The following is a 25,519-nucleotide window of genomic DNA, read 5'->3' on the forward strand; positions in this document are numbered from 1 at the left end:
TGGGTATAAGAGACAGCATGAGGACGCCATCGCCGGCAAGCCGGCTCCTACAGGTTGGGTGATCAGCCCTGGCTCATGACTCACTCCCAGTAAAAGACCCCAGAATGAAAAAACCCGCCGAAGCGGGTTTTTTTACAACGTCGTTAAACCGACAGTTCAACCAGCAGCTTGTTGAGACGGCGCACATACGCGGCCGGGTCCTTCAAGCTGTCGCCGGCCGCCAGGGCCGCCTGATCGAAGAGAATGTGCGACAGGTCACCGAAGCGCTCGTCGCTCTGCTCGTTGTCGAGCTTCTCGATCAGCGGGTGCGCCGGGTTGAATTCGAAGATCGGCTTCGAATCCGGAACCTTCTGCCCGCTGGCTTCCAGGATCTGACGCATCTGCATGCCCAGGTCCTGCTCGCCGATGGCGAGAATCGCCGGGGAGTCGGTCAGACGATGGGAAACCCGCACTTCAGCCACGGATTCGCCCAGCGCAGTTTTCAGACGCTCGACCAGACCTTCTTTGGACTTGGCGACTTCTTCCGCGGCTTTCTTGTCTTCTTCCGAATCCAGGTTGCCCAGGTCGAGGTCACCGCGCGCCACGTCGACAAAGCTCTTGCCGTCGAAGTCGTTGAGGTAGCTCATCAGCCACTCGTCGATGCGGTCGGTCAGCAGCAGCACTTCGATGCCTTTCTTGCGGAAGACTTCCAGGTGCGGGCTGTTTTTGACTTGCGCGTAGGTTTCGCCGGTCAGGTAGTAAATCTTGTCCTGACCTTCCTTGGCGCGAGCCAGGTATTCGGCCAGACCCACAACCTGCTCGCCTTCTTCGCCCTGAGTGGACGCAAAACGCAGCAGGCCGGCGATTTTCTCTTTGTTGGCGAAGTCTTCTGCCGGGCCTTCTTTCATGACCTGACCGAAGTTCTTCCAGAAGCCTTTGTATTGCTCTGGCTCGTTCTTCGCCAGTTTTTCCAGCATGTCCAGCACGCGCTTGGTCAGCGCCGACTTCATGGAGTCGATGATCGGGTCTTTCTGCAGGATTTCCCGCGACACGTTCAGCGACAGGTCATTGGAATCGACCACACCCTTGATGAAGCGCAGGTACAGCGGCAGGAACGACTCGGCCTGGTCCATGACGAACACACGCTGCACGTACAGCTTCAGGCCTTTCGGCGCTTCACGCTGGTACAGGTCGAACGGAGCGCGGGTCGGTACGTAGAGCAGTGAGCTGTATTCGAGCTTGCCTTCGACCTTGTTGTGGCTCCAGCTCAGCGGGTTTTCGAAATCGTGAGCGATGTGTTTGTAGAACTCCTGATACTCCTCGTCCTTGATCTCGGTACGAGGACGGGTCCACAGGGCGCTGGCGCGGTTGACGGTTTCCCATTCAACAGCCGGCTTCTCTTCGCCTTCAGCCGCTGCCACTTCTTTCGGCAACTCGATCGGCAAAGCGATGTGATCGGAGTACTTCTTGATGATGTTGCGCAGACGCCAGCCATCGGCGAACTCGTCTTCACCGGACTTCAGGTGCAGGACGATGCGAGTACCACGATCGGTTTTCTCGACGGTGGCAACTTCGAAATCACCTTCGCCCTGCGACGACCAATGCACGCCTTCGCTGGCGGCAGCACCGGCACGACGGCTGAACACGTCGACTTTGTCGGCGACGATGAAGGCAGAGTAGAAACCCACGCCGAACTGACCGATCAGGTGCGAGTCCTTTTTCTGATCGCCCGTCAGGTGTTTCATGAAATCGGCGGTGCCGGATTTGGCGATGGTGCCCAGGTGGGTGATCGCATCTTCACGGCTCATGCCGATGCCGTTGTCTTCGAGGGTGACGGTTTTAGCGTCCTTGTCGAAGCTCACACGGATTTTCAGTTCGGCGCCACCTTCCAGCAACTCAGGCTTGGACAGGGCTTCGAAACGTAATTTGTCGACAGCGTCAGAGGCGTTCGAGATCAATTCGCGAAGGAAGATTTCCTTGTTGGAATACAACGAATGGATCATGAGGTGCAGCAGCTGCTTCACCTCGGTCTGGAAGCCCAGGGTTTCCTTTTGAGTTTCCACACTCATGGTCATCAAACTCCAATCAGATGGCAGTGGCCGCGACCTAGAGGGTCGGCGGCGGGTTGTCATCAAAGTTGGGGGCTCGGATCAGGATTTCAAGGGCTCATCGATTTTGAAGTGGGCGCGGGCCGTGGCGATGGGTTCGGATTCGGTGCTTTGCCAGGCGGTCACTGCCACGTTTGCGACACGCCGCCCCTGACGGCACACCTGGCAGCGCGCCCACGTATCGCGAAACTGCCCGGCGCGCAGGTAGTCGAGGGAAAAATCGATGATCTTCGGCACACCCGGTGAGCCGGTAAAAATCAGCAGGTGCAAGGCCGCGGACAGCTCCATGAACCCGGCAATGACGCCGCCGTGAATCGCTGGCAGTAAAGGATTACCAATGTTGTCCTTGTTCGCCGGCAGACGAAACAGCAGGTCATCCCCCACCCGCGAACACTCAATACCGATCAGTTTGGCGTAGGGAATCAGATGCAGCAGCGAGGCATAGTCGCCCTGCTCATGGGCCTGTTGCAGTTGTTCCTTGAAATTGTCGGTCATTTCGCACCTCCGGCAATGGCGCCACCAAACCCTTTGGTGCCTTTGACGCCCTTGCCCATGCGCATGAACGTGCCGACGACATGGGCGATGGGCTGCTCGGGATCGTCCTGATAAGCAAAGCCACGGGCGAAGATCACGTCGGTGGTGACCCGGTAGCACTGGGCAAAACCATAGACGTCCTTATGCGGTTCGGCGGCATGCATGTAGTCGATGCGCAGGTCGAGGGTCGGGCACACTTCGAATTCGGGTAGCACGCAGAGTGTGGCCATGCCGCACGCGGTGTCCATCAGGGAGGTCAATGCCCCGCCATGGATCACGCCGGTTTGCGGATTGCCGACAATTTGCGGGCTGTACGGCAGGATGACCGTCAGTCCGTCGCTGCTGGCGCTGTGAACGCGCAAACCAAGTACCTGGCAATGCCTGAGCGCCGAAAGGAATCGCGTCGCGCGCTCAAAAACGGGGTTTTCGGCCATGTGGTAAACACTCTTCTTAGTACTCGGAGATTGTATTAGGTGTATTCGTAAAAGTTCCCGCAGGAATAATCTTATATATCTGAACGAATTGAGGAACTTAACCCTGATGTCCACGCTCGAAAGGCCAGATAGATATTTTCCATAAGGAGAAACACCCCATGCGTAAGACTTTAGCTATTGCCTTGATGTTGACCGCTTCCCTCGGTCTCGCTGCCTGCGATAAAAAATCCGAGGACAAAGCTCAAGAAGCCGAGAAACATGCTGAGCAAGCTCAGCAAGACATGAGCAAAGCTCAGGATAAAGTGAACGACGCTGCGAAAGAAAACGCCGAAGCTGCCAAAGCTCAGGCTGAATCGGATGCCGCTGCAGCAAAAGAAGCACCTAAAAACTAAAACAGTTTTTAGCGTGATAAAGAAAACCCGCCAAGTGCGGGTTTTCTTTTGTCTGTCATTTGCCATTAGAGCAACTTTATCCGCCGCTAGTTGGCGGCGGCTGAAAGGCACAATCACCGGAATAGCCCGGCCGACCATCACACACTTTCAAACAGCCCGTCTCGTTTTTAAACCGTGCACTGACGGATAGCGCATAACCGTATTCCGGCGTTATCACGCTCAATGTCGATGCGCAGGACGTCTGCGTATTGAAGCGAAAGGTGATGATTTCATGCCTTTCACGACGCTGAAACAACAACGCGAAGGTGTTGCCGCTATTCCACATGGATTTGCGCGGCACCACGAAACGATAGTGCTGTTCGTCCAGTCGCTGACCAAACACCTTGAACTCGCTACGCCCGGTCTCGATCTTGGGCACCGGATAGGGAATCGGTAGCACGTAGGGCAGCCCGGTCAGGCCCGTGCTGGCATCCAGGCCTTTCTGGAAATAAGGCACCTCGATATGAGGGAAACCGCTGTAAGTGATGCGGTCATCGGCATAAAACTGCCGTTGGGATGGCTTGTAATCCGGGGGAACCGCAAATTCGACGTCAAACGTCAGCAACGCCTGGCTTGCGTCCAGATTTTCGGACAAGAACTCCCTGTTGCTCGCGCCATTGTCACTGACGCAGCCCCCAAGCGACACCGCGATACTGATCAACAGCAAGACGCCACAACCCACTGGTAAATTTTTCATCAGGCTTAGCGCTCGGAAAGAGGCAATGCGGGACCCAGGCCACGACCGACCAGCTCCCACGTGCCGTTTTTGGCCTTCCAGTGGAAGCGCTTGGCGAACCAGGCAATAGTCATTTCCCTATCCAGACGGTGGTTGTCCATGCTTGGCACGCCATCCTTGTGTGCTTGAACCGCCTGGACGTATGCGGCCTTGGAAATATCGGCCAATTCACCGACGTTGGCATCGGCCGGTAGCTGATAGGCAGCGTCGAGGCCGTCCTCACGTCCGGCCACCAATATTTGTCTGAATGTCAGGTACGCCGCCAGCCGATTATCCGGGGACACTGACATCAGTGCTCCCCAAGGTCCGTATTCCTTGGCCTTGAACCTGGTGTCGAACCACAGCACCTCGCCAGTGTGGGTATCCAGCGCACGGCCGGACTCGGCGAACAGCAAAACCTCCTCACGCCCTGGTTGCGGTACGCCCCAGTCAGGAAACTTCTTATCTTTGAGCGGGCTTAATATACGCGCCAAGGGCGCACCATTTTGCACACCAATGAGCAGCGTACCGACACCGTCGTAGCCCGAAGTGACTACCAAGAGCATCGGTTGACCTTCGCTCAACGCCTTGATCGGCCGCACACCGTTGACTTCCCGGGCGCCGAGGGGCCAGTAGCCCTGCGAACGAAACACGATGGAATACTGCGTCCCGGGGCCATAAAAACTTTCTTTATTGGGACCAATCAGGAAATCGCCGAAGCGCTTGGCCTCGGGCACGACGGATGGCGAGGCCTGCGCTAACGCACTCCCTGCCATTAGAGCCCATATCCACCAGCCGAGTCGGCGGTGTGGAGGCTGACACGTTTGAAATCCGTTCAAGAACTGCCTTCCATGAGAAACCGAAGCAGGATGTTACATCGTCATCCAGCTGACGCCCACTGATCTAAATACCCCGCAAAGTGATCGGCTCCTTCGTTATAACAACAGTGTTCTGAACGTCGGGCTGATCATCAGCAACAGCGAGCACACCAAACCGACAAACCAGACCAAACTGCGCTGCCAGGCCAGATCGCTCCAATAGCACACTAAGTAAATGACCCGCGTAATCACAAAGATGATTGCCAGCGAATCTATCAGCCAGCCCGCCATTTGCGTGGTGTGCGCCATCAACACCCCCACGGCAAACAATATAAACGCCTCAAAACAGTTCTGATGAGCTGCCACAGCGCGGGCGCCAAACCCAGTGAGTTGTGCCTGTTGCTGGCGCGGCAGATGATTGTCGTAACCGCCCTGCTCTTTCATGGCCCTGGCCACCGGCATGCGGGCCACATAGATCAGCAAGGCACTGATAAACACACACCAGAACGGAATACTCATCAAGCGGCCTCTCGGTTCGCCTCGGGCAATGGCGCCTCTGTAGGGGTATAGACCATCACGTCGAGAACGTCGGAATGAAACTCCCGGCGATACAGCACCAGCACCACGCCAGCGCTCATCAGCATGAACAACCAGGGGCTGACGAACCACGCCAGCATGGTCATGCCGAAGTAATAGGAACGCAGGCCGAAGTTGAACTGGTTGGCAGCCATGGAGATGACACGCGCCGCCCGTGCGGCAAAGGCTTTACGCTCCAGCTCGGAAACATGCCGCTCGCCGACCATAGGGGCCGACCCCACGAGAATCGCAGCGAAGTTGTACTGGCGCATGCACCAGCTGAACGTGAAGAACGCATAAACAAACACCAGCGCCAGGCACAGCAACTTGATCTCCGACATGCCCTGGGAGGCCTGTTGCACCATCGGGATGTCCGCCAGCAATGACACCGCCCGTTCCGACGCACCGAGCACGGTGAGAATACCGGCCAGGATAATCAGCGTGCTGGAGGCGAAGAACGAAGCGTTGCGCTCCAGATTGCCGATCACACTGGCATCGGCGATGCGGTTGTCCCGCATCAGCATGCGCCGCATCCAGTCTTCGCGGTACAGGTGCAACACACTGGCCAGGCACGCCGTGTCGCGGCCCTTCCACGTTGCATAACGGGTGTAGCCGCCCCAGCAGATGACAAACCAGATGGCGGCAAGAATGTGGATCAGGTTGGCGTGGATGAACGACATGCAGGTCCTTGTGATGTGTTAGGGAGTAACGAAATCCAATGTGGGAGCGAGCCTGCTCGCGATGACGGATTTACATTCAACACGGATGCTGACTGATCTACCGCTATCGCGAGCAGGCTCACTCCCACATTGGATTTTGCAATGCTTCGACGTTAGCTTAAGGAAAAAGACACTGCCTCACGCGCATAAAAAATGCCCCGTATCGATTGATACGGGGCATTTCCATGTTCGCTCAAGACCCGCTTATGGCGAGCCGTGAAACGCCTTAAGCCAGCGCTTCTTCGCGCTTGCCCAGCATGCGATCGCAAACCACCGCAACCACCAGGGTCATGACCGACGGCACCAGCCACGCCAGGCCCTGCTCACTCAGCGGCAAATGCGCCAATTGCGTCGGCATCCAGTCCGCCAGACCTGCGCCCTTGAGCGCGTCGATCAGGCCGAAGATGAACGACACCAGCATCACCGGACCAACAATACGGCCCTGCTCATGCCAGAAGTCCTTGCAGAAGCTCAGGGCGACCAGCGCGATGCACGGCGGGTAGATCGCGGTGAGGACCGGGATCGAGAACGCGATCAGCTTGGTGAGGCCCAGGTTGGACACCAGCAGGGAGAACGCGGCGAGGATGATGACCAAGGTCTTGTAGGACAGTGGCAGCACACGGCTGAAGTATTCGGCACAGGCGCACGTCAGACCGACTGCCGTAACCAGGCAGGCCAACGAAATCAGCACAGCGAGGAAACCACTGCCCAAGGAGCCAAAGGTGTGTTGAACGTAGGCGTGCAACACCGCCGCGCCGTTGGTCGCACCGGCGGCCACTTCATGGCTGCCCGAACCGAGGCGAAACAGGCTGACGTACACCAGCGCCAGACCGACGCCGGCAATCAGCCCGGCAATGATCGCGTAACGGGTGATTAGCACTGGAGAATCCACGCCACGGGAGCGGATTGCGTTGACGATAACGATGCCGAATACCAGCGCGCCCAGGGTATCCATGGTCAGGTAACCATTGATGAAGCCCTGGGAAAACGGTGCCGCGACATACTCGGGCGTCGCCACGCCGATATCACCGGCCGGCAACGCGAACGCGGCGATGCCGAGGGCGGCCAGGGCGATAATCTTCAGCGGTGCGAGGAAACGTCCTACGGTGTCCAGCAAACGACCCGGGTAGAGCGAGATGAAGAACACCAGCAGGAAGTACACCGAGCTATAGAGGAACAGCGCCAGCGGGCTTTCGCCGGTCAGCGGCGCCAGGCCCACTTCGAACGATACGGTCGCGGTGCGCGGCGTCGCGAACAGCGGGCCAACGGCGAGGTAGCACGCAGCGGCCAGCAAGCCACCGGCGATTTTGCCGATCGGGCTGCTCAAGGCATCCATCGCGCCACCGACCTTGGCCAGAGCAACAACGGTGATCACCGGCAGACCGACCGCGGTGATCAGAAAGCCCAGCGCCGCCATCCAGACATGAGGTCCGGACTGCAAACCGACGATAGGCGGGAAGATGATGTTGCCAGCCCCGACGAACAGGGCAAACGTCATAAAACCAAGTGCCAGGATGTCCTGGCCTTTCAACACTTTCATTAAGGAAATACCACACTACTGAATCGGAATTTAGAGAGGGATTTCCCTTATGGGTGAGGGAAATGCTGTCGACCCGTATAGGACCGACCCTTTAGCGCGAAGCTTCCTTGTGGGATGCGGACGCAAAAATGGCGGCTAGCCTAACGAATTTGAGCGACAAACGCACTGTTAGAGGGCGAACTATCCGATCTGCGACATTTTCGTGTCGCGTTTTTGCATGTAATTGGTTGGTGTCTGTAAGTACCCCTTCGCGGGCAAGCCTCGCTCCTACAGGTTTTTCGTCGTTTGCCGTACTTGTGATCGACGAAGAACCTGTAGGAGCGAGGCTTGCCCGCGAAGGGGTCGGCACCAACGATACAAACCCCGGAAACGACAAAGGCCACCCGAAGGTGGCCTTTGTTTGGTGAAGCGTCAGCTAAGCGCGAGGCTTACTTGACAGCCCAACCAGTCAGCTCGGCCAGGGCCTTGCCGATGTCTGCCAGCGAACGCACGGTTTTAACGCCTGCGTCTTGCAGTGCAGCGAATTTCTCGTCTGCAGTGCCTTTGCCGCCAGAGATGATTGCGCCAGCATGGCCCATGCGCTTGCCCGGAGGAGCAGTCACACCAGCGATGTAGGAAACAACCGGCTTGGTCACGTGTGCCTTGATGTAGGCAGCCGCTTCTTCTTCAGCCGAACCGCCGATCTCACCGATCATCACGATCGCTTCGGTCTTCGGGTCTTCCTGGAACAGCTTCAGGATGTCGATGAAGTTCGAACCCGGGATCGGGTCACCGCCGATGCCGACGCAAGTCGACTGACCGAAACCGGCGTCAGTAGTTTGCTTCACAGCTTCGTAGGTCAGGGTGCCGGAACGGGAAACGATACCGACCTTGCCTGGCAAGTGAATGTGACCTGGCATGATGCCGATCTTGCATTCGCCTGGAGTGATCACGCCTGGGCAGTTAGGGCCGATCAGGGTGATACCCAGCTCGTCGCACTTAACTTTAGCGTCCAGCATGTCCAGGGTAGGAATGCCTTCGGTGATGCAAACGATCAGCTTGATGCCGCCGAATGCTGCTTCCAGGATCGAGTCCTTGCAGAAAGGAGCTGGAACGTAGATCACGCTGGCGGTGGCGCCAGTGGCAGCTACAGCGTCTTTCACGGTGTTGAACACTGGCAGACCCAGGTGCTCGGTGCCGCCTTTACCAGGAGTTACACCACCAACCATCTTGGTGCCGTACTCGATGGCTTGCTGGGTGTGGAAACTACCTTGCGAACCGGTAATACCCTGGCAGATAACTTTGGTGTCTTTATTGATCAGGACGCTCATTATTTGCCCTCCGCAGCTTTAACGACTTGTTGAGCAGCGTCGGTCAGGCTGGTAGCAGCGATGATGTTCAAACCGCTTTCTGCCAGTACTTTAGCGCCCAGCTCAGCGTTGTTGCCTTCAAGGCGAACAACAACCGGGATTTTCACGCCGACTTCTTTCACAGCGCCGATGATGCCTTCGGCAATCATGTCGCAACGAACGATGCCGCCGAAGATGTTGACCAATACTGCAGCGACGTTAGTGTCGGACAGGATGATCTTGAACGCTTCGGTAACGCGTTCTTTGGTAGCACCGCCGCCCACGTCGAGGAAGTTGGCTGGTTTGCCGCCATGCAGGTTGACGATGTCCATGGTACCCATGGCCAGGCCAGCACCGTTGACCATGCAACCGATGTTGCCTTCCAGCGCTACGTAGTTCAGTTCGAACTTGGCAGCGTGCGCTTCGCGCGGATCGTCTTGCGACGGATCGTGGAAAGTCTTCAGCTTAGGCTGACGGTACATAGCGTTGGCGTCGATGTTGATCTTGGCGTCGAGGCAATGCAGATCGCCGTCAGCCTTGATCACCAGCGGGTTCACTTCCAGCAGAGCCAGGTCGTGATCCTTGAACAGCTTGGCCAGACCTACGAAGATCTTGGCGAACTGAGCAACCTGCTTGCCTTCCAGACCCAGCTGGAATGCCAGCTCGCGACCCTGGAATGGCTGAGCGCCAACCAGTGGATCGATAGTGGCTTTCAGAATTTTTTCTGGAGTGTCGTGAGCGATTTTCTCGATGTCCACGCCACCTTCGGTGGAAGCCATGAACACGATGCGACGGCTCGAACGGTCAACGACAGCGCCCAGGTACAGCTCTTTAGCGATATCAGTGCACGATTCAACCAGGATCTTGGTGACTGGCTGACCATTGGCGTCAGTCTGGTAAGTCACCAGACGCTTGCCCAGCCACTGCTGTGCGAAGGCTTTGGCGTCTTCTTTGCTGCGAACCAGCTTTACGCCGCCCGCTTTACCGCGACCACCAGCGTGGACCTGGGCTTTGACAACCCACTCGGTGCCGCCGATTTTGTCGCAAGCTTCTGCTGCTGCTTCCGGGGTGTCTACCGCATAACCGGTGGAAACTGGCAGGCCGTATTCAGCGAACAGCTGCTTACCCTGATACTCGTGAAGATTCATGCTTATTACCGTCTTCGTTAGGTACTGCGCATTCGGTGCTGCACTTGTTCAAGTGCCGCACCACCTGTGACTGCTGCTTGCGTAGCCTTTCCGGATACCCGGTGCAGCCACGCAAGACTGCGTCCAGCGGATATTCCGCGGTGAGTCTTGCATGCAAGGCTCACGACGGGCCATACCGCCGTGGTTTCTTATTGTCTTAACGCTTCTTGCGGTTGGCGATGTGGATGGCGCCGCCATTCACAGCCAGAGCTGCTTCGTGCAAGGCTTCAGACAGGGTCGGATGGGAGAAAACCATCATGCCCAAGTCTTCAGCGCTGGTGCCGAATTCCATGCCGATCGCGCCCTGCTGAACCAGTTCTGCAGCGCTCGGGCCAATCACGTGGACGCCCAATACGCGGTCAGTCTTGGCATCGGCAATGACTTTCACGAAACCGCCGGTGTCGTTGGCTGCCATGGCACGGCCACTGGCTGCGAACGGGAAGGTGCCAACGTTAACTTCAACGCCTTCAGCCTTCAAGGTCTGCTCGGTTTTGCCGACCCATGCGATTTCCGGGTGAGTATAAATAACCGAAGGGATCAGGTCATAGTTGATTTGCGCTTTGTGACCCTTGATGCGCTCAACCACCATGATGCCTTCTTCGGACGCCTTGTGCGCCAGCATCATGCCGCGAACCACGTCACCGATCGCGTAAACGCCCGGTACGCTGGTGGCGCACTGGTCGTCAACGAATACGAAACCGCGCTCGTCGATGGTCACACCGCTGTCTGCAGCCAACAGTTCGGTGGTCACTGGACGGCGACCAACGGCAACGATCAGCTTGTCAAAGGTGATGCTCTGTTCGCCGTTTGCGTCGGTGTAGTTCACAACGACTTCGTCGCCGTTCACTTTGGAACCGGTGACGCGAGCGCCCAGCTTGATGTCCAGACCTTGTTTGGTCAGGGTTTTGTAGGCTTCTTTGGAAACGGCGTCGTCAGCAGCCGGCAGGAACTTCTCCAGCGCTTCCAGAACAACCACTTCAGCGCCCAGGCGCGACCATACCGAACCCAGTTCCAGACCGATTACGCCAGCACCGATAACGCCCAGACGCTTGGGTACGGATTGGAATTCCAGTGCGCCGGTCGAATCGACGATCACTTTCTGGTCAACCGGAGCCGGTGGAATGTCGATCGGACGCGAACCCGAAGCCAGAATCACGTTCTCGGCTTCGATGATTTCAACGCTGCCGTCTGGCTTGGTCAGTTCGACTTTCTTGCCGGCCAGCAGTTTGCCGTGGCCTTGCAGGGAAGTGACGCCGTTCGCCTTGAACAGGGTGGCAACGCCAGAGGTCAGGCCTTTGACGATGTTGGCTTTACGGCCAACCATTGCCGACACGTCCATGGTCACGCCAGCGTGATTGATACCGTGGATCGCGAAGCCTTCTTTGGCTTCCTTGTATTTCCAGGAGCTGTCCAGCAGCGCCTTGGATGGAATGCAACCGACGTTCAGGCAAGTACCGCCGAGGGCCAGTTTGCCTTCCTTGTCGGTGTATTTCTCGATGCAGGCAGTGGTGAGGCCCAGTTGCGCTGCTTTAATGGCAGCCACGTAACCGCCAGGGCCCGCGCCAATCACTACCACGTCGAATTTCTGAGTCATGTGTCATTCCTTCTCGAATCAAACCGGACGGCCCCTTATGGGGACCGTCGTGGGACGAAGCTGGTCATTACAGACGGACCGCCATCCTGCACGGCCCATGCAACGAAATCAGATATCCAGCAGCAAACGAGCCGGGTCTTCCAGCAGGTTCTTGATGGTAACCAGGAAGGTCACAGCTTCTTTGCCATCGATCAGACGGTGATCGTAGGACAGAGCCAGGTACATCATCGGACGGATTACGACCTGACCGTTGATCGCCATAGGACGCTGCAGAATGTTGTGCATGCCCAGGATGGCCGCTTGCGGCGGGTTGACGATCGGAGTCGACATCATCGAACCGAAGGTACCACCGTTGGTGATGGTGAACGTACCGCCGGTCATTTCGTCCATCGACAGTTTGCCGTCGCGAGCCTTCTTGCCGAAGGTGGCGATGCCGCCTTCGATTTCAGCCAGGCTCATCAGTTCGGCGTTACGCAGAACCGGTACAACCAGGCCGCGGTCGCTGGAAACAGCAACGCCGACGTCAGCGTAGCCGTGGTAAACGATGTCGCCACCGTCGATCGATGCGTTGACAGCCGGGAAGCGTTTCAGCGCTTCGGTGGCAGCCTTGACGAAGAACGACATGAAGCCCAGGCGTACGCCGTTGTGGGACTTCTCGAACAGGTCCTTGTACTTCGAACGCAGGGCCATGACTTCGGTCATGTCGACTTCGTTGAAGGTGGTCAGCATCGCCATGTTCGACTGAGCTTCTACCAAGCGCTTGGCCACGGTAGCGCGAACGCGGGTCATCGGTACGCGCTTCTCGATGCGGTCGCCAGCGGCGAACACAGGAGCAGCGCCAGCAGGAGCAGCAGCCTTGGCAGGCGCGGCAGCCGGAGCGGCTTTCTTGGCAGCAACGGCTGCAACCACGTCTTCCTTGGTCACACGACCGCCTTTGCCGGTGCCGGCAACGGAAGCGATGTTGATGCCGTTTTCTTCAGCCAGCTTGCGAGCAGCCGGTGCAGCAACAGGATCGTCTTCGCCTTCGGCGGCTGGAGCAGCAGCCTGTGCAGCGGCCGGAGCAGCGGCAGCGGCTGGAGCGGCAGCAGCGCCGCCCGCTTCGATGGAGCCCAGGACTTCGTCGGACAGAACGGTGTCGCCTTCGTTCTTGACGATAGCGCCCAGCACGCCGTCAGCAGTGGCCAACACTTCCAGCACAACCTTGTCGGTTTCGATATCGACGATCAGGTCGTCACGCTTTACAGCGTCGCCCGGTTGCTTGTGCCAGGTGGCAACGGTGCCATCGGCAACCGATTCCGGGAAAGTGGGGGCTTTGATTTCGATAGCCATTATCTGTGAGTCCTTAAATTCGGTTTCAGGTGCGCGAAGGCGTTAAACAGTAAAGGCGTCTTGCAGCAGTTTTTCCTGCTGCTCAGCGTGCATCGATGCGTAACCGCATGCAGGTGCAGCAGAAGCCTCACGGCCCGCGTACTCAAGTACGAGAGACTTGTTGAGATTGCTGATGCTACGACGCATGTGGTGTTGGCTGCAGTACCACGCACCCTGGTTCATCGGCTCTTCCTGGCACCACACGGCATTTTTGACGTTGGTGTAAGGAGCCAGGACTTCTTTCAAGTCGTCCTCAGGGAATGGGTACAGTTGCTCGATACGCACGATGGCGATGTCATCACGACCTTCGGCACGGCGTTTTTCCAGCAGGTCGTAGTAGACCTTGCCGCTACACAGAACAACGCGCTCGACCTTTTTCGGGTCCAGTGCATCGATTTCCGGGATAACGGTCTGGAACGAACCTTCGGCCAGATCTTCCAGAGTCGAGATGGCCAGCTTGTGACGCAGCAGCGACTTCGGAGTCAGAACGATCAATGGCTTGCGCAGCGGGCGAATCACCTGACGACGCAGCAAGTGGTAGATCTGAGCCGGCGTAGTCGGTACGGCTACCTGAATGTTGTGCTCGGCGCACAGTTGCAGGTAACGCTCCAGACGAGCCGACGAGTGCTCCGGACCCTGACCTTCATAACCGTGCGGCAGCAGCATGGTCAGACCGCAGAGACGGCCCCACTTGTGCTCGCCACTGGTGATGAACTGGTCGATAACCACCTGGGCACCGTTGGCGAAGTCGCCGAACTGGGCTTCCCAGATCACCAGCGCTTCAGGCGTGGTGGTCGAATAACCGTACTCGAACGCCAGAACCGCTTCTTCGGACAGGAACGAATCGTACAGGTCGAAACGTGGCTGGCCGTTGTACAGGTTCTGCAACGGGATGTAGGTACCCGCGTCTTTCTGGTTGTGCAAGACAGCGTGACGGTGCGAGAACGTACCGCGACCGATGTCCTGACCCGTCATGCGAATCGGGTGACCTTCGAACGCCAGGGTCGCGTACGCCATGGTTTCGGCGTAACCCCAGTTGATCGGCAGGCCGCCGGCTTGCATCTTCTGACGGTCTTCGTAGATTTTCGAAACCTGGCGCTGAACCACGAAGCCTTCTGGAATTTCCAGCAGCTTGGCGGACAGTTCCTGCAAGGTCTTCAGATCGAAACGCGTGTCGTGACGCGCAGTCCAGGCGTGGCCCAGGTACGGACGCCAGTCCACGAACAACTCTTTGTTCGGCTCTTTGACCAGGCTTTTTACAACATGCAGACCGTTGTCCAGCGCGTTGCGGTATTCGTCGACTTTCGACTGAACACGCTCAACGTCCAGCACACCGCTCTGAGTCAGGCGATCGGCATACAGTTCACGGGTGGTGCGCTGTTTGGTGATCTGCTGGTACATCAGAGGCTGGGTGCCGCTAGGCTCGTCGGCCTCGTTGTGGCCGCGACGACGGTAGCAGACCAGGTCGATCACCACGTCACGCTTGAATTGCATGCGGTAGTCGATGGCCAGCTGGGTCACGAACAACACGGCTTCCGGATCATCACCATTCACATGGAGGATCGGCGCCTGGATCATCTTCGCAACGTCGGTCGCGTACTCGGTGGAACGCGAGTCCAGCGGGTTGCTGATGGTGAAACCGACCTGGTTGTTGATCACGATGTGCACGGTGCCGCCGGTCTTGAAACCGCGGGTCTGCGACATCTGGAAGGTTTCCATCACCACGCCCTGACCGGCGAATGCCGCGTCACCGTGGATGGAGATCGGCAGAACCTTCTCACCGGTAGGGTCGTTACGACGATCCTGACGGGCGCGAACCGAGCCTTCGACTACTGGAGATACGATTTCCAGGTGGGACGGGTTGAACGCCATGGCCAGGTGAACTTCACCGCCAGCGGTCATCACGTTGGACGAGAAGCCCTGGTGGTATTTAACGTCACCGGAACCCAGCTCGACCTTCTTCTTGCCTTCGAACTCGTCGAACAGCTCACGCGGGTTCTTGCCGAAGGTGTTGACCAGCACGTTCAGACGGCCACGGTGGGCCATGCCGATCACGATTTCCTTGGTGCCGTAGGAACCGGAACGCTGGATCAACTCGTCGAGCATCGGAATCAGGCTTTCGCCGCCTTCCAGACCGAAACGCTTGGTGCCCGGGTATTTGGTGCCCAGGTATTTTTCCAGGCCTTCACCGGCAGTGACGCGCTCGAGCAGGTGGCTCTTGATGTCGGCGGAGTACGTCGGACGACCACGCACGCTTTCCAGACGCTGCTGGAACCACTGGCGCTGCTCGGAATCGGTGATATGCGTGAATTCAGCGCCGATGGTGCGGCAATATGTCTGCTGCAACGCTTCGTGAATTTCGCGTAGGCTCGCCTCCTCTTTGCCGATGAACAGGTCGCCGGCACGGAAGGTCGTATCAAGATCGGCATTGGTCAAGCCGTAATGATTGATTGACAGGTCTGCAGGTGCAGGACGCTGCCACAGTCCCAGCGGGTCAAGCTGAGCTGCCTGGTGGCCACGCATACGGTAGGCCTGGATCAATCGCAGCACTTCAACTTGCTTCTTCTCGTGCTCACTGCTCACGCTGCCGGCGGAAACCGGTTGGGCGCGGCGCTGGTTCTTTGCCAGCAAGACGAAATGATCGCGAATTGTGGAGTGCGAAACATCGGTGGCAGAGTTGCCTTCGGTCGGCAACTTCTGAAAGTAGGTGCGCCACTCTTCTGGCACAGCGTTAGGGTCGTGCAGGTAGAGCTCATAAAGCTCTTCCACATAGGCAGCGTTACCTCCGGAAAGGTAGGCGCTGTTCCACATGCGCTGCATCACGCTTTCTTGCATGCTTGGTCACCCTCGGTTAGGGGAACACCATCGGCGTCGACACCGAGCAAACTTGCAGAAGTCCGAATGCAGCGACCAAAACAAGCCACTTAGGATCACGCTGATAGTCCGGGTACCAGCCCGGATGCCCCTGCTTGTCTCATTTCTTCAAAATAAGAGCGGCAGCTTTGTGAGCTGCTGCTCAGGTTAAAACTACGGCGCCGGTTGAAGCCTGCGCCGTAGCATCTACGGGTACAGCGGTCCTACGGGTACTGCTGAATCACACGCCGCTTTGCAGCAACATGTGACGTACGTGACCGATGGCCTTAGTCGGGTTCAGGCCTTTCGGACAAACGTTTACACAGTTCATGATCCCGCGGCAGCGGAATACGCTGAACGGGTCATCCAGCGCAGCCAGACGCTCGGATGTCTTGGTGTCGCGGCTGTCTGCCAGGAAGCGATACGCTTGCAGCAGGGCAGCTGGACCCAGGAACTTGTCCGGGTTCCACCAGAAGGACGGGCAAGAGGTCGAGCAGCAAGCGCACAGGATGCACTCGTACAGACCGTCGAGCTTTTCACGCTCTTCAGGGGACTGCAGACGCTCGATGGCCGGAGCCGGCGTGTCGTTCTGCAGGTATGGCTTAACCTTTTCGTATTGCTTGTAGAAGATGCTCATATCGACGACCAGGTCACGGATAACCGGCAAACCTGGCAGCGGACGAACGATCAGCTTGTTACCTTTTACGACAGAAGACAGCGGCGTGACGCATGCCAGAGCGTTTTTGCCGTTGATGTTCATGCCGTCGGAACCGCAAACGCCTTCACGGCAAGAGCGACGATAGGAAAAACCTTCGTCCTGCTCTTTGATCAGGGCCAGCACGTCCAGGACCATCAGGTCTTTACCACCGGTATCGACCTGGAATTCCTGCATGAACGGCGCGGCGTCCTGATCAGGGTTGTAGCGATAAACACTGACTTGCAACATGGCGGCCACCCTTAATAAGTCCGAATCTTAGGTTCAAAAGTCGGAACAGTCTTCGGCGAGAAGTTCACAGCACGCTTGGTCACGCGCTTGTCACCCGGGAAGTACAGGGTGTGGCACAGCCAGTTTTCGTCGTCGCGATCTTCGTAGTCTTCACGGGCGTGAGCACCGCGGGACTCTTTGCGGATCTCTGCAGCGATGGCGGTGGCTTCGGCCACTTCCAGCAGGTTCTGCAGTTCCAGGGCTTCGATTCGAGCAGTGTTGAACGCCTGGCTCTTGTCGTTGATCTTGACGTTGGCGATACGGCCACGCAGATCAGCCAGCTGAGCGATACCCTTCTGCATGTATTCGCCGGTACGGAACACACCGAAGTAGTTCTGCATGCAGTTTTGCAGTTCTTTACGCAGGGTAGCGACGTCTTCGCCTTCGGTACGCGAGTTCAGGCCATCGAGACGTGCCAGGGCAGCGTCGATGTCGGACTGGCGTGGACGGGCGTAATCAACGCCTTCTTTCAGGGTCTGCTCCAGGAACAGACCGGCCGCACGACCGAATACCACCAGGTCGAGCAGCGAGTTGCCGCCCAGACGGTTGGCACCGTGAACCGATACGCACGCCACTTCGCCTACTGCGAACAGACCAGGAATGATCTGGTCAACGCCGTCAGCGTCCTGAGTGATTGCCTGGCCATGAATGTTGGTGGCAACGCCGCCCATCATATAGTGGCAGGTTGGAACGACCGGAATCGGCGCCACGGCTGGATCGACGTGGGCGAAGGTCTTGGACAGTTCCATGATGCCTGGCAGACGGCTGTGCAGAACTTCTTCACCGAGGTGATCGAGTTTCAGCATTACGTGGTCGCCATCCGGACCGCAACCGTTGCCGGCGATGATTTCTTTAACCATCGAACGAGCAACAACGTCACGACCAGCAAGGTCTTTGGCGTTCGGAGCATAACGCTCCATGAAACGCTCGCCGTGCTTGTTGATCAGGTAACCGCCTTCACCGCGGCAACCTTCTGTAACCAGTACACCGGCGCCGGCGATGCCGGTCGGGTGGAACTGCCACATTTCAATGTCTTGTACCGGCACGCCAGCACGCAGAGCCATGCCGACGCCGTCACCGGTGTTGATCAGGGCATTGGTGGTGGACGAGTAGATACGGCCTGCACCGCCAGTCGCCAATACGGTCGCGTTAGCGCGAACGTAGGAGGTTTCACCGGTTTCGATGCAGATGACGATCATGCCGACAAAGGCGCCGTCTTCGTTCTTGACCAGGTCGACGCCGTAGTATTCGTTGAGGAATACGGTGCCGGCCTTCAGGTTGGCCTGGTACAGGGTGTGCAGCAGTGCGTGACCGGTACGGTCGGCAGCGGCGCACGTACGTGCAGCCTGGCCACCTTTACCGAAGTCTTTCGACTGACCGCCGAACGGACGCTGGTAGATGCGGCCCTGTTCGGTACGGGAGAACGGCAAGCCCATGTGCTCGAGCTCGAAGACCGCTTCCGGGCCTACGGAACACATGTATTCGATAGCGTCCTGGTCACCGATGTAGTCGGAACCCTTGACGGTATCGTACATGTGCCAGCGCCAGTCATCGTTCGGATCAGCAGACGCGATGGCGCAGGTGATGCCACCCTGGGCGGATACGGTGTGCGAACGAGTCGGGAAAACCTTGGTGACAACGGCAGTCTTGTGACCGCCCTGTGCCAGCTGCAGCGCAGCGCGCATGCCAGCACCGCCGCCGCCAATGATGATGGCGTCGAACGAAAGCGTATTAACTGTAGTAGACATGAATCAGATACCCCAAAGAATCTGCACACCCCAGACGAAGTAAGCGAACATCGCAACGCCGCATACTGCCTGGAAGAGGAAACGTACAGTGGTCGCGGACTTGCCGAACGCCATTGGCGTCAGGTAGTCGGTCGCGATGGTCCACATGCCGACCCAGGCGTGAGCGCCGAGGGCAACGAGGGCCAGGAGACTGAAGATACGCATCCAGTTATTGGCGAACAGTTCATGCCATTGGGCGTAGCCGATGCCTGGGTTGGCAACGACGTATCCGATCAGGAAGATGAAGTAAGCCGCGAGAACGACCGCAGACACACGTTGCGCCATCCAGTCATAGAGGCCCGAACGCGACAGGTTCGTGACGTTAGTTACCATATCCAAACTCCTGCCAGAACGATTACCACCACGGAAACGGCGATAACGATTTTCGAGCCCAGCTTGCCGCCTTCCAGCGTCTCACCGATGCCCATGTCCATAATCAAATGGCGCACACCGGCTACCAAGTGATACAGCAGAGCGGACAGGATGCCCCAAATCACTAGCTTGGCTAGCGGACTGGTCAGACACGCTTTCACCTGACCGAAGCCTTCCTCGGAGCTCAGCGACTTGTCCAATGCGTAAAGCATGATGGCCAGGCTGACAAAGAGGATGACACCGGAGATACGGTGAAGAATGGACGTGTAAGCAGTGACTGGGAGTTTGATGGTCCTTAGGTCTAGGTTTACAGGTCGTTGGCTTTTCACGGCTTTTTTTTCACACTGAAGAGCCCCTAACAATCAGGGCAAAGTTGTTGGGGAGTGCACTGGTCAGGTAACCACCACCCAGGGATGCGACCCCCAATGAAAGCAAGCCCAAAAGCCCTTGGCGGTCGGTGGCCGAGTATAGACAGTTAGGCTACTAATGACAACGCGTTCACCTTCCCCTAATAGCGCATTGCACAAGTTGAATAAAAGGCGTAAATGGCAGTCAATTTCGAGGAAAAAGTCCGGTTAAAGCCTTCTGGAGCAAGACTTTAGGCAAATTGACATTCGAATTTATCTCACTATAGTGGTGCGGGCCCTGCGTGGGGGGTCTGTCTGATGATTTCAAGCATAAATAGGAGGCCACATGGCTGACAAAAAAGCGCAGTTGATCATCGAGGGCGCAGCCCCCGTCGAGCTGCCCATTTTAACCGGCACCGTTGGTCCCGATGTTATCGATGTTCGGGGCCTGACGGCCACGGGCCGTTTCACCTTTGACCCTGGTTTCATGTCGACTGCTTCCTGCGAGTCGAAGATCACCTATATCGACGGCGACAACGGCATTCTGCTGCACCGCGGCTACCCGATCGAACAGCTGGCTGAAAAGTCGGACTACCTGGAAACCTGCTATCTGCTGCTCAACGGCGAACTGCCGACCGCAGAACAGAAGGCCCAGTTCGTCAGCACCGTGAAGAACCACACCATGGTTCACGAGCAGTTGAAGACCTTCTTCAACGGCTTCCGTCGCGACGCCCACCCGATGGCCGTCATGTGCGGCGTAGTCGGCGCCCTCTCGGCCTTCTACCACGACTCCCTGGACATCAATAACCCGCAGCATCGCGAAATTTCCGCGATCCGCCTGGTTGCCAAGATGCCGACCCTGGCAGCGATGGTTTACAAGTACTCCATGGGCCAACCCATGATGTACCCGCGCAACGACCTGACGTACGCGGAAAACTTCCTGCACATGATGTTCAACACCCCGTGCGAGATCAAACCGATCAGCCCGGTACTCGCCAAGGCCATGGACCGGATTTTCATCCTCCATGCCGACCACGAGCAGAACGCATCGACCTCCACCGTACGCCTGGCCGGCTCTTCGGGTGCCAACCCGTTCGCCTGCATCGCCGCCGGCATCGCTGCACTGTGGGGCCCTGCCCACGGCGGCGCGAACGAGGCTGTCCTGACCATGCTTGACGAGATTGGCGATGTGTCGAACATCGACAAGTTCATCGCCAAGGCCAAGGACAAGAACGATCCGTTCAAGTTGATGGGCTTCGGTCACCGGGTTTACAAAAACCGCGACCCACGCGCCACCGTGATGAAGAAGACTTGCGACGAAGTGCTGAAGGAACTGGGTATCCAGAACGATCCGCAACTCGAACTGGCCATGCGCCTGGAAGAGATCGCCCTGACCGACCCGTACTTCATCGAGCGCTCGCTGTACCCGAACGTCGACTTCTACTCGGGGATCATCCTCAAGGCGATCGGCATTCCAACCAGCATGTTCACCGTGATCTTCGCTCTGGCGCGGACTGTCGGCTGGATCTCCCACTGGAAAGAAATGCTCTCCAGCCCGTACAAGATTGGCCGTCCACGCCAGTTGTACACCGGCTACGAGTCGCGTGATATCACCAAGCTGGAAGACCGCAAGTAAGATCTTTCTTGCGATAGCGTGTTGAGTTGTACCGGGAACGGCCTCTATTTATATAGAGGCCGTTTTTGTTTGTGCGCTTTGGGTTGTGTGCGTATCCGTTTCTGCGGTGACGGCCACTAATGGTTTCGCCCTTACGGCGAGTCACTTGCAAAAGCGGCAAGTAACCAAGCGCTTTTGCCCCTGTCGTTCGGTGCCTCGCTGTGGCTCGGCATGCCCTCGCTCCGGTCCTGCTCCGTGGGCCCGCCGCCATCGGCCATCCATGGCCGGGGGCGGCTAACCCGGCATCCATGCCGGGTTGCCCACTACGCAGAACCTCCACTCGGCCTCTCGAGGGGGCGTGTACCGCCACAGCCGCCGAGGCGGCCTGGTAGCCGGCCTGGCTCTTTGGATGTCCGCGCTGTCCTTCTTGGCTGCGCTCACTCATTCCGGATTTGTACACCGCTCCCGTGTAGGAGCTGGCTTGCCAGCGATAGACGTCAACGATGGCGCGGGTTGTCTGGATGAGCGCGGTGTCCGGGCGTTTTTCGCGAGCAAGCTCGCTGCTACAGAGGAAACTCACTCCGGTCGTTGATTTTGCTGTTGCTTTGGCTTTTGATCTTGACTCACCCGCCCCTTCGGGAGGCTGAGTGGAGGTGTTCATCCGGGGATTGGCGCGCAGCGCCGTTCGACGCAGTCGAACTCATCGCATGTAGGTGCCAGCGAAGCCAACCGGAGGGCGATGCCCCCGGATGAATGCCGGAGCGAAGGAACGCCGAGCCTTAGCGAGGGGCCGGACGCTCGGGGCGAGCCTTTTTTGCTTACTTTTTTTGGCGTTTGAAAAAAAGTGAGTCGCCGTAAGGGCGAAACCCAAAGTGGCCGTTACCGCAGAAATGGATATGTACACCTGAAAGAAAATGGTCGGCTGTCAGGCCGTCTTCGCGGGCAAGCCTCGCTCCTACAAGGGCCGATAACCGCCCAATAAAAAATGCCCCGATCTCTCGACCGGGGCATTTCTGTTCAACACAAATTACACAGACAAACTCAAAGCCTTAGTGCGAAACCGCCCCACTCGCCCCCAACCCAGTCTGCGAACGAACAAACTGCGGGAAGAACAGCGCCCGCTCATTATCCGCAGCAGTCGACTTGTCAGTGATCGAGAAGAACCAGATCCCCACAAACGCAATGGCCATGGAGAACAGCGCCGGGTATTCATACGGGAAGACCGCCTTCTCGTGACCCAGGATCTGCACCCAGATGGTTGGCCCCAGCACCATCAAACCAACAGCACTGACCAGACCCAGCCAGCCGCCGATCATCGCACCGCGAGTCGTCAGCTTCTTCCAGTACATCGAAAGCAGCAGCACCGGGAAGTTACAGCTCGCCGCGATAGAGAACGCCAGGCCCACCATGAACGCAATGTTCTGCTTCTCGAACAGAATACCCAGACCGATCGCCAGCACCGCCAGGGCGATGGTGGTGATTTTCGAGACACGAATCTCGTCTTTCTCGTTGGCCTTGCCTTTCTTGATCACGCTGGCATACAGGTCGTGAGACACCGCCGAAGCACCGGCCAGGGTCAGACCGGCAACCACTGCCAGGATGGTCGCGAACGCTACCGCCGAGATGAAGCCCAGGAAGATACTGCCACCGACCGCGTTGGCCAGGTGCACCGCCGCCATGTTGTTGCCGCCCAACAGCGCGCCAGCCGCATCTTTGAAGGCCGGGTTGGTGCTGACCAGCAGGATCGCGCCGAAGCCGATGATGAAGGTCAGGATATAGAAGTAACCAATGAAGCCGGTTGCATACAGCACGCTCTTGCGGGCTTCTTTTGCGTCACTCACGGTGAAGAAGCGCATCAGGATGTGTGGCAGGCCAGCAGTACCGAACATCAGAGCCAGACCCAGGGAGAACGCGGAGATCGGGTCTTTCACCAGACCGCCCGGGCTCATGATCGCCTCACCTTTAGGGTGAACCTTGATCGCCTCGGAGAACAGTGCGCTGAAGTCGAAGTTGACGTGCTTCATCACCATCAGCGCCATGAACGAGGCACCGGACAGCAACAGCACAGCCTTGATAATTTGCACCCAAGTGGTCGCCAGCATGCCGCCGAACAGCACGTACATGCACATCAGGATACCGACCAGGATCACCGCAACGTGATAGTCGAGACCGAACAGCAGCTGGATCAGCTTGCCGGCACCAACCATTTGCGCGATCAGGTAGAACGCCACCACCACCAGCGAACCGCAAGCGGACAGCGAACGGATCTGGGTTTGCCCGAGGCGGTAGGACGCCACGTCGGCAAAGGTGTATTTACCCAGGTTACGCAGACGCTCGGCGATCAGGAACAGAATGATCGGCCAGCCCACCAGGAAGCCGATCGAGTAGATCAGGCCGTCGTAGCCGGAGGTGAACACCAGCGCGGAAATACCCAGGAAGGACGCCGCGGACATGTAGTCGCCAGCAATCGCCAGACCGTTCTGGAAACCGGTGATCTTGCCGCCCGCCGCATAGTAGTCGGCCGCCGAGTTGTTTTTCTTGGAGGCCCAGTAAGTGATGTACAACGTTGCGCCGACGAACGCCACGAACATCAGGATCGCGGCCATGTTCAGGGGTTGTTTCTGTACGGCGCCGGTCAGGGCGTCAGCCGCCCAGGCGCCAGGTGCGAAAGCTGCGATGCTCAATAGAGCCATTAGACGCCGGATCATTGCTGAGCCTCCTTGAGAATCGCATTGTTCAGGTCGTCGAATTCGCCATTGGCGCGTCGAACGTAGATCCCGGTCAGGATGAAGGCCGAGACAATCAGCCCGACACCGATCGGTATGCCCCAGGTTATCGATGACTCAGGGCTGATTTTCGCGCCCAGAATATGCGGCCCGTAAGCGATCAACAGGATGAATCCGGAGTAGAGACCAAGCATGATCGCCGAAAGAATCCAGGCGAACCTTTCTCGCTTACTAACCAGCTCCTTGAAGCGCGGGCTGTTTTGAATCGAGAGGTAAATGCTGTCGTTCATTGTTTTTATCCTCGCAGCACAGATTATTGTTGGAACGGTATCCACTCTATGCGGCTGCGGGGCAGGTTCCAGACGACCTTAGTATTAGAGCGACATGACAGAATCACCATTTGTAGGAGCGAGCCTGCTCGCGATGGACGTGAACGAAAACGCGTACTGTCTGAAAGGGTGCGGTGTCTTCACCTCCATCGCGAGCAGGCTCGCTCCTACAGAAATGCAAAAAGCCCCTTGGCTGTTATGCCAAGGGGCCTTGAGAAGTGCTGACCAGAAACGTCAGCTCAAATCATTTGGTCCAGTCCGCAACGCGCTCCGGATGCTTGGCGACCCAATCCTTCGCCGCTGCTTCAGGCTTGGCACCGTCCTGAATCGCCAGCATGACTTCGCCGATCTCGTCTTTCGACGCCCACTGGAAGTTCTTCAGGAACTTGGCCACTTCCGGCGCTTTGGTTGCCAGTTCTTTGCTGCCGATGCTGTTCACGGTTTCAGCCGCGCCATAAACGCCTTTCGGGTCTTCCAGGAAGCGCAGTTTCCACTTGGCGAACATCCAGTGCGGCACCCAACCGGTGACGGCAATGGATTCGTTTTTCTTCTCGGCACGGGTCAGCTCGGCAATCATGCCGGCGCCGGAACTGGCCTTGAGTTGGTAACCGGTCAGGTCGTAGTCCTTGATTGCCTGCTCGGTCTTGAGCATCACACCTGAACCGGCGTCGATGCCGACAATACGTTTTTTGAAGCTGTCGTCGGTTTTCAGGTCATCGAGGGTTTTAGCTTTCACGTACTCCGGCACGATCAAGCCGATTTTTGCATCCTTGAAGTTCGGGCCGTAGTCGACGACCTGATCCTTGTTCTTGGTCCAGTATTCGCCGTGAGTCACCGGCAGCCAGGCGGACAGCATGGCGTCGAGTTTGCCTGTGGCCACACCCTGCCACATGATCCCGGTGGCGACGGCTTGCAGCTTCACGTCATAACCCAGTTTCTGCTTGATCACTTCGGCCGCCACGTGGGTGGTCGCGACGCTGTCGGACCAGCCGTCAACGTAACCGATGCTCAGGGTTTTGCTCTCGGCATTGGCCATCGTGGAGCCAATCGCAAGTACCAGTGCGGCACCCGCGCCTAAAAGTCGTCGCATCTTCATCGTTACTTCCCCGAAAGTGCTGCGCTCGACGGATGCCGAGTCGCGTCAACGTATTGTTATGGTGCACTGCGCGCCCAT

The 25,519-nt window shown here is 57.6% G+C and carries 22 protein-coding genes; 2 read left to right on the plus strand and 20 right to left on the minus strand.

Annotated features, from left to right (window positions below; translation table 11 throughout):
• Nucleotides 1-143 precede the first annotated feature (143 nt).
• The 3 genes from htpG to KGB24_RS28540 form a co-directional block, all read right to left on the minus strand.
• A complete protein-coding gene (htpG, locus tag KGB24_RS28530; RefSeq protein ID WP_223416199.1) occupies nucleotides 144-2,048 on the minus strand; it encodes a molecular chaperone HtpG in 1,905 nt (634 codons plus the stop codon).
• Between the two features lie 81 nt (nucleotides 2,049-2,129).
• Nucleotides 2,130-2,582: a PaaI family thioesterase gene (locus tag KGB24_RS28535; protein WP_008032685.1), complete on the minus strand. Its 453-nt coding sequence runs from the start codon at nucleotides 2,580-2,582 to the stop codon at nucleotides 2,130-2,132.
• Nucleotides 2,579-3,055, minus strand: a complete 477-nt coding sequence (locus KGB24_RS28540) for a PaaI family thioesterase (RefSeq protein ID WP_008032683.1) — start codon at nucleotides 3,053-3,055, stop codon at nucleotides 2,579-2,581. The genes KGB24_RS28535 and KGB24_RS28540 overlap by 4 nt, the downstream gene beginning before the upstream one ends.
• Nucleotides 3,056-3,213: 158 nt before the next feature.
• Between KGB24_RS28540 and KGB24_RS28545 the strand changes: the two genes are divergently transcribed.
• The gene (locus KGB24_RS28545) at nucleotides 3,214-3,447 is read left to right on the plus strand and encodes a hypothetical protein (protein WP_008032682.1); all 234 of its coding nucleotides are present in this window, start codon (nucleotides 3,214-3,216) and stop codon (nucleotides 3,445-3,447) included.
• Between the two features lie 76 nt (nucleotides 3,448-3,523).
• Here KGB24_RS28545 and KGB24_RS28550 read toward each other — a convergent pair whose 3' ends face one another.
• The 14 genes from KGB24_RS28550 to sdhC all read right to left on the minus strand — a co-directional run bounded on the left by KGB24_RS28550 (nucleotide 3,524) and on the right by sdhC (nucleotide 19,657).
• Nucleotides 3,524-4,183: a hypothetical protein gene (locus KGB24_RS28550; protein ID WP_008032680.1), complete on the minus strand. Its 660-nt coding sequence runs from the start codon at nucleotides 4,181-4,183 to the stop codon at nucleotides 3,524-3,526.
• A gap of 5 nt (nucleotides 4,184-4,188) precedes the next feature.
• On the minus strand, nucleotides 4,189-4,977 hold the full coding sequence (locus KGB24_RS28555; RefSeq protein WP_223416198.1) for a hypothetical protein: 789 nt from the start codon (nucleotides 4,975-4,977) through the stop codon (nucleotides 4,189-4,191).
• Nucleotides 4,978-5,136: 159 nt separating this feature from the next.
• A complete protein-coding gene (locus KGB24_RS28560; RefSeq protein ID WP_223416197.1) occupies nucleotides 5,137-5,538 on the minus strand; it encodes an MAPEG family protein in 402 nt (133 codons plus the stop codon).
• Nucleotides 5,538-6,275: a DUF599 domain-containing protein gene (locus KGB24_RS28565; RefSeq protein WP_008032675.1), complete on the minus strand. Its 738-nt coding sequence runs from the start codon at nucleotides 6,273-6,275 to the stop codon at nucleotides 5,538-5,540. Before KGB24_RS28565 ends, KGB24_RS28560 begins: the two co-directional genes overlap by 1 nt.
• 265 nt (nucleotides 6,276-6,540) lie before the next feature.
• Nucleotides 6,541-7,854, minus strand: a complete 1,314-nt coding sequence (gene brnQ, locus KGB24_RS28570) for a branched-chain amino acid transport system II carrier protein (RefSeq protein WP_223416196.1) — start codon at nucleotides 7,852-7,854, stop codon at nucleotides 6,541-6,543.
• Nucleotides 7,855-8,282: 428 nt separating this feature from the next.
• The gene (gene sucD / locus KGB24_RS28575) at nucleotides 8,283-9,164 is read right to left on the minus strand and encodes a succinate--CoA ligase subunit alpha (protein WP_008032672.1); all 882 of its coding nucleotides are present in this window, start codon (nucleotides 9,162-9,164) and stop codon (nucleotides 8,283-8,285) included.
• Nucleotides 9,164-10,330 carry an ADP-forming succinate--CoA ligase subunit beta gene (gene sucC, locus KGB24_RS28580; protein WP_007898980.1) on the minus strand — a complete coding sequence of 389 codons (1,167 nt, stop codon included), beginning with the start codon at nucleotides 10,328-10,330 and terminating at the stop codon, nucleotides 9,164-9,166. The genes sucD and sucC overlap by 1 nt, the downstream gene beginning before the upstream one ends.
• 196 nt (nucleotides 10,331-10,526) lie before the next feature.
• Nucleotides 10,527-11,963 (minus strand): dihydrolipoyl dehydrogenase, encoded by a 1,437-nt coding sequence (gene lpdA / locus KGB24_RS28585; RefSeq protein WP_008032670.1) that lies wholly within the window; start codon nucleotides 11,961-11,963, stop codon nucleotides 10,527-10,529.
• Nucleotides 11,964-12,071: 108 nt separating this feature from the next.
• On the minus strand, nucleotides 12,072-13,292 hold the full coding sequence (gene odhB / locus KGB24_RS28590; RefSeq protein ID WP_008032669.1) for a 2-oxoglutarate dehydrogenase complex dihydrolipoyllysine-residue succinyltransferase: 1,221 nt from the start codon (nucleotides 13,290-13,292) through the stop codon (nucleotides 12,072-12,074).
• Between the two features lie 42 nt (nucleotides 13,293-13,334).
• Nucleotides 13,335-16,166, minus strand: a complete 2,832-nt coding sequence (locus KGB24_RS28595) for a 2-oxoglutarate dehydrogenase E1 component (RefSeq protein ID WP_008032666.1) — start codon at nucleotides 16,164-16,166, stop codon at nucleotides 13,335-13,337.
• 259 nt (nucleotides 16,167-16,425) lie between these two features.
• Entirely contained in the window at nucleotides 16,426-17,130 is a 705-nt protein-coding gene (locus KGB24_RS28600; RefSeq protein ID WP_008032664.1) for a succinate dehydrogenase iron-sulfur subunit, read from the minus strand.
• An 11-nt stretch (nucleotides 17,131-17,141) separates the two neighbouring features.
• A complete protein-coding gene (gene sdhA / locus KGB24_RS28605) occupies nucleotides 17,142-18,917 on the minus strand; it encodes a succinate dehydrogenase flavoprotein subunit (protein ID WP_059402220.1) in 1,776 nt (591 codons plus the stop codon).
• A gap of 3 nt (nucleotides 18,918-18,920) precedes the next feature.
• Complete coding sequence (gene sdhD / locus KGB24_RS28610) at nucleotides 18,921-19,289, minus strand: succinate dehydrogenase, hydrophobic membrane anchor protein (protein WP_008032661.1); 369 nt, start codon at nucleotides 19,287-19,289, stop codon at nucleotides 18,921-18,923.
• Entirely contained in the window at nucleotides 19,283-19,657 is a 375-nt protein-coding gene (gene sdhC / locus KGB24_RS28615) for a succinate dehydrogenase, cytochrome b556 subunit (RefSeq protein ID WP_017127965.1), read from the minus strand. The genes sdhD and sdhC overlap by 7 nt, the downstream gene beginning before the upstream one ends.
• 364 nt (nucleotides 19,658-20,021) lie before the next feature.
• Here sdhC and gltA point away from each other — a divergent pair, with 364 nt between their 5' ends.
• The gene (gene gltA, locus KGB24_RS28620) at nucleotides 20,022-21,311 is read left to right on the plus strand and encodes a citrate synthase (protein WP_008032658.1); all 1,290 of its coding nucleotides are present in this window, start codon (nucleotides 20,022-20,024) and stop codon (nucleotides 21,309-21,311) included.
• Between the two features lie 1,028 nt (nucleotides 21,312-22,339).
• Here gltA and KGB24_RS28625 read toward each other — a convergent pair.
• The 3 genes from KGB24_RS28625 to KGB24_RS28635 form a co-directional block, all read right to left on the minus strand.
• Complete coding sequence (locus KGB24_RS28625; protein WP_008026758.1) at nucleotides 22,340-23,998, minus strand: cation acetate symporter; 1,659 nt, start codon at nucleotides 23,996-23,998, stop codon at nucleotides 22,340-22,342.
• The gene (locus KGB24_RS28630; RefSeq protein ID WP_008026759.1) at nucleotides 23,995-24,306 is read right to left on the minus strand and encodes a DUF485 domain-containing protein; all 312 of its coding nucleotides are present in this window, start codon (nucleotides 24,304-24,306) and stop codon (nucleotides 23,995-23,997) included. The genes KGB24_RS28625 and KGB24_RS28630 overlap by 4 nt, the downstream gene beginning before the upstream one ends.
• 283 nt (nucleotides 24,307-24,589) lie before the next feature.
• Nucleotides 24,590-25,441 carry a glycine betaine ABC transporter substrate-binding protein gene (locus KGB24_RS28635; protein ID WP_008039894.1) on the minus strand — a complete coding sequence of 284 codons (852 nt, stop codon included), beginning with the start codon at nucleotides 25,439-25,441 and terminating at the stop codon, nucleotides 24,590-24,592.
• Between the last annotated feature and the right edge of the window lie 78 nt (nucleotides 25,442-25,519).

The organism is Pseudomonas sp. BF-RE-25, from assembly GCF_019956105.1.
GTDB classification, from domain to species: Bacteria; Pseudomonadota; Gammaproteobacteria; order Pseudomonadales; family Pseudomonadaceae; genus Aquipseudomonas; species Aquipseudomonas migulae.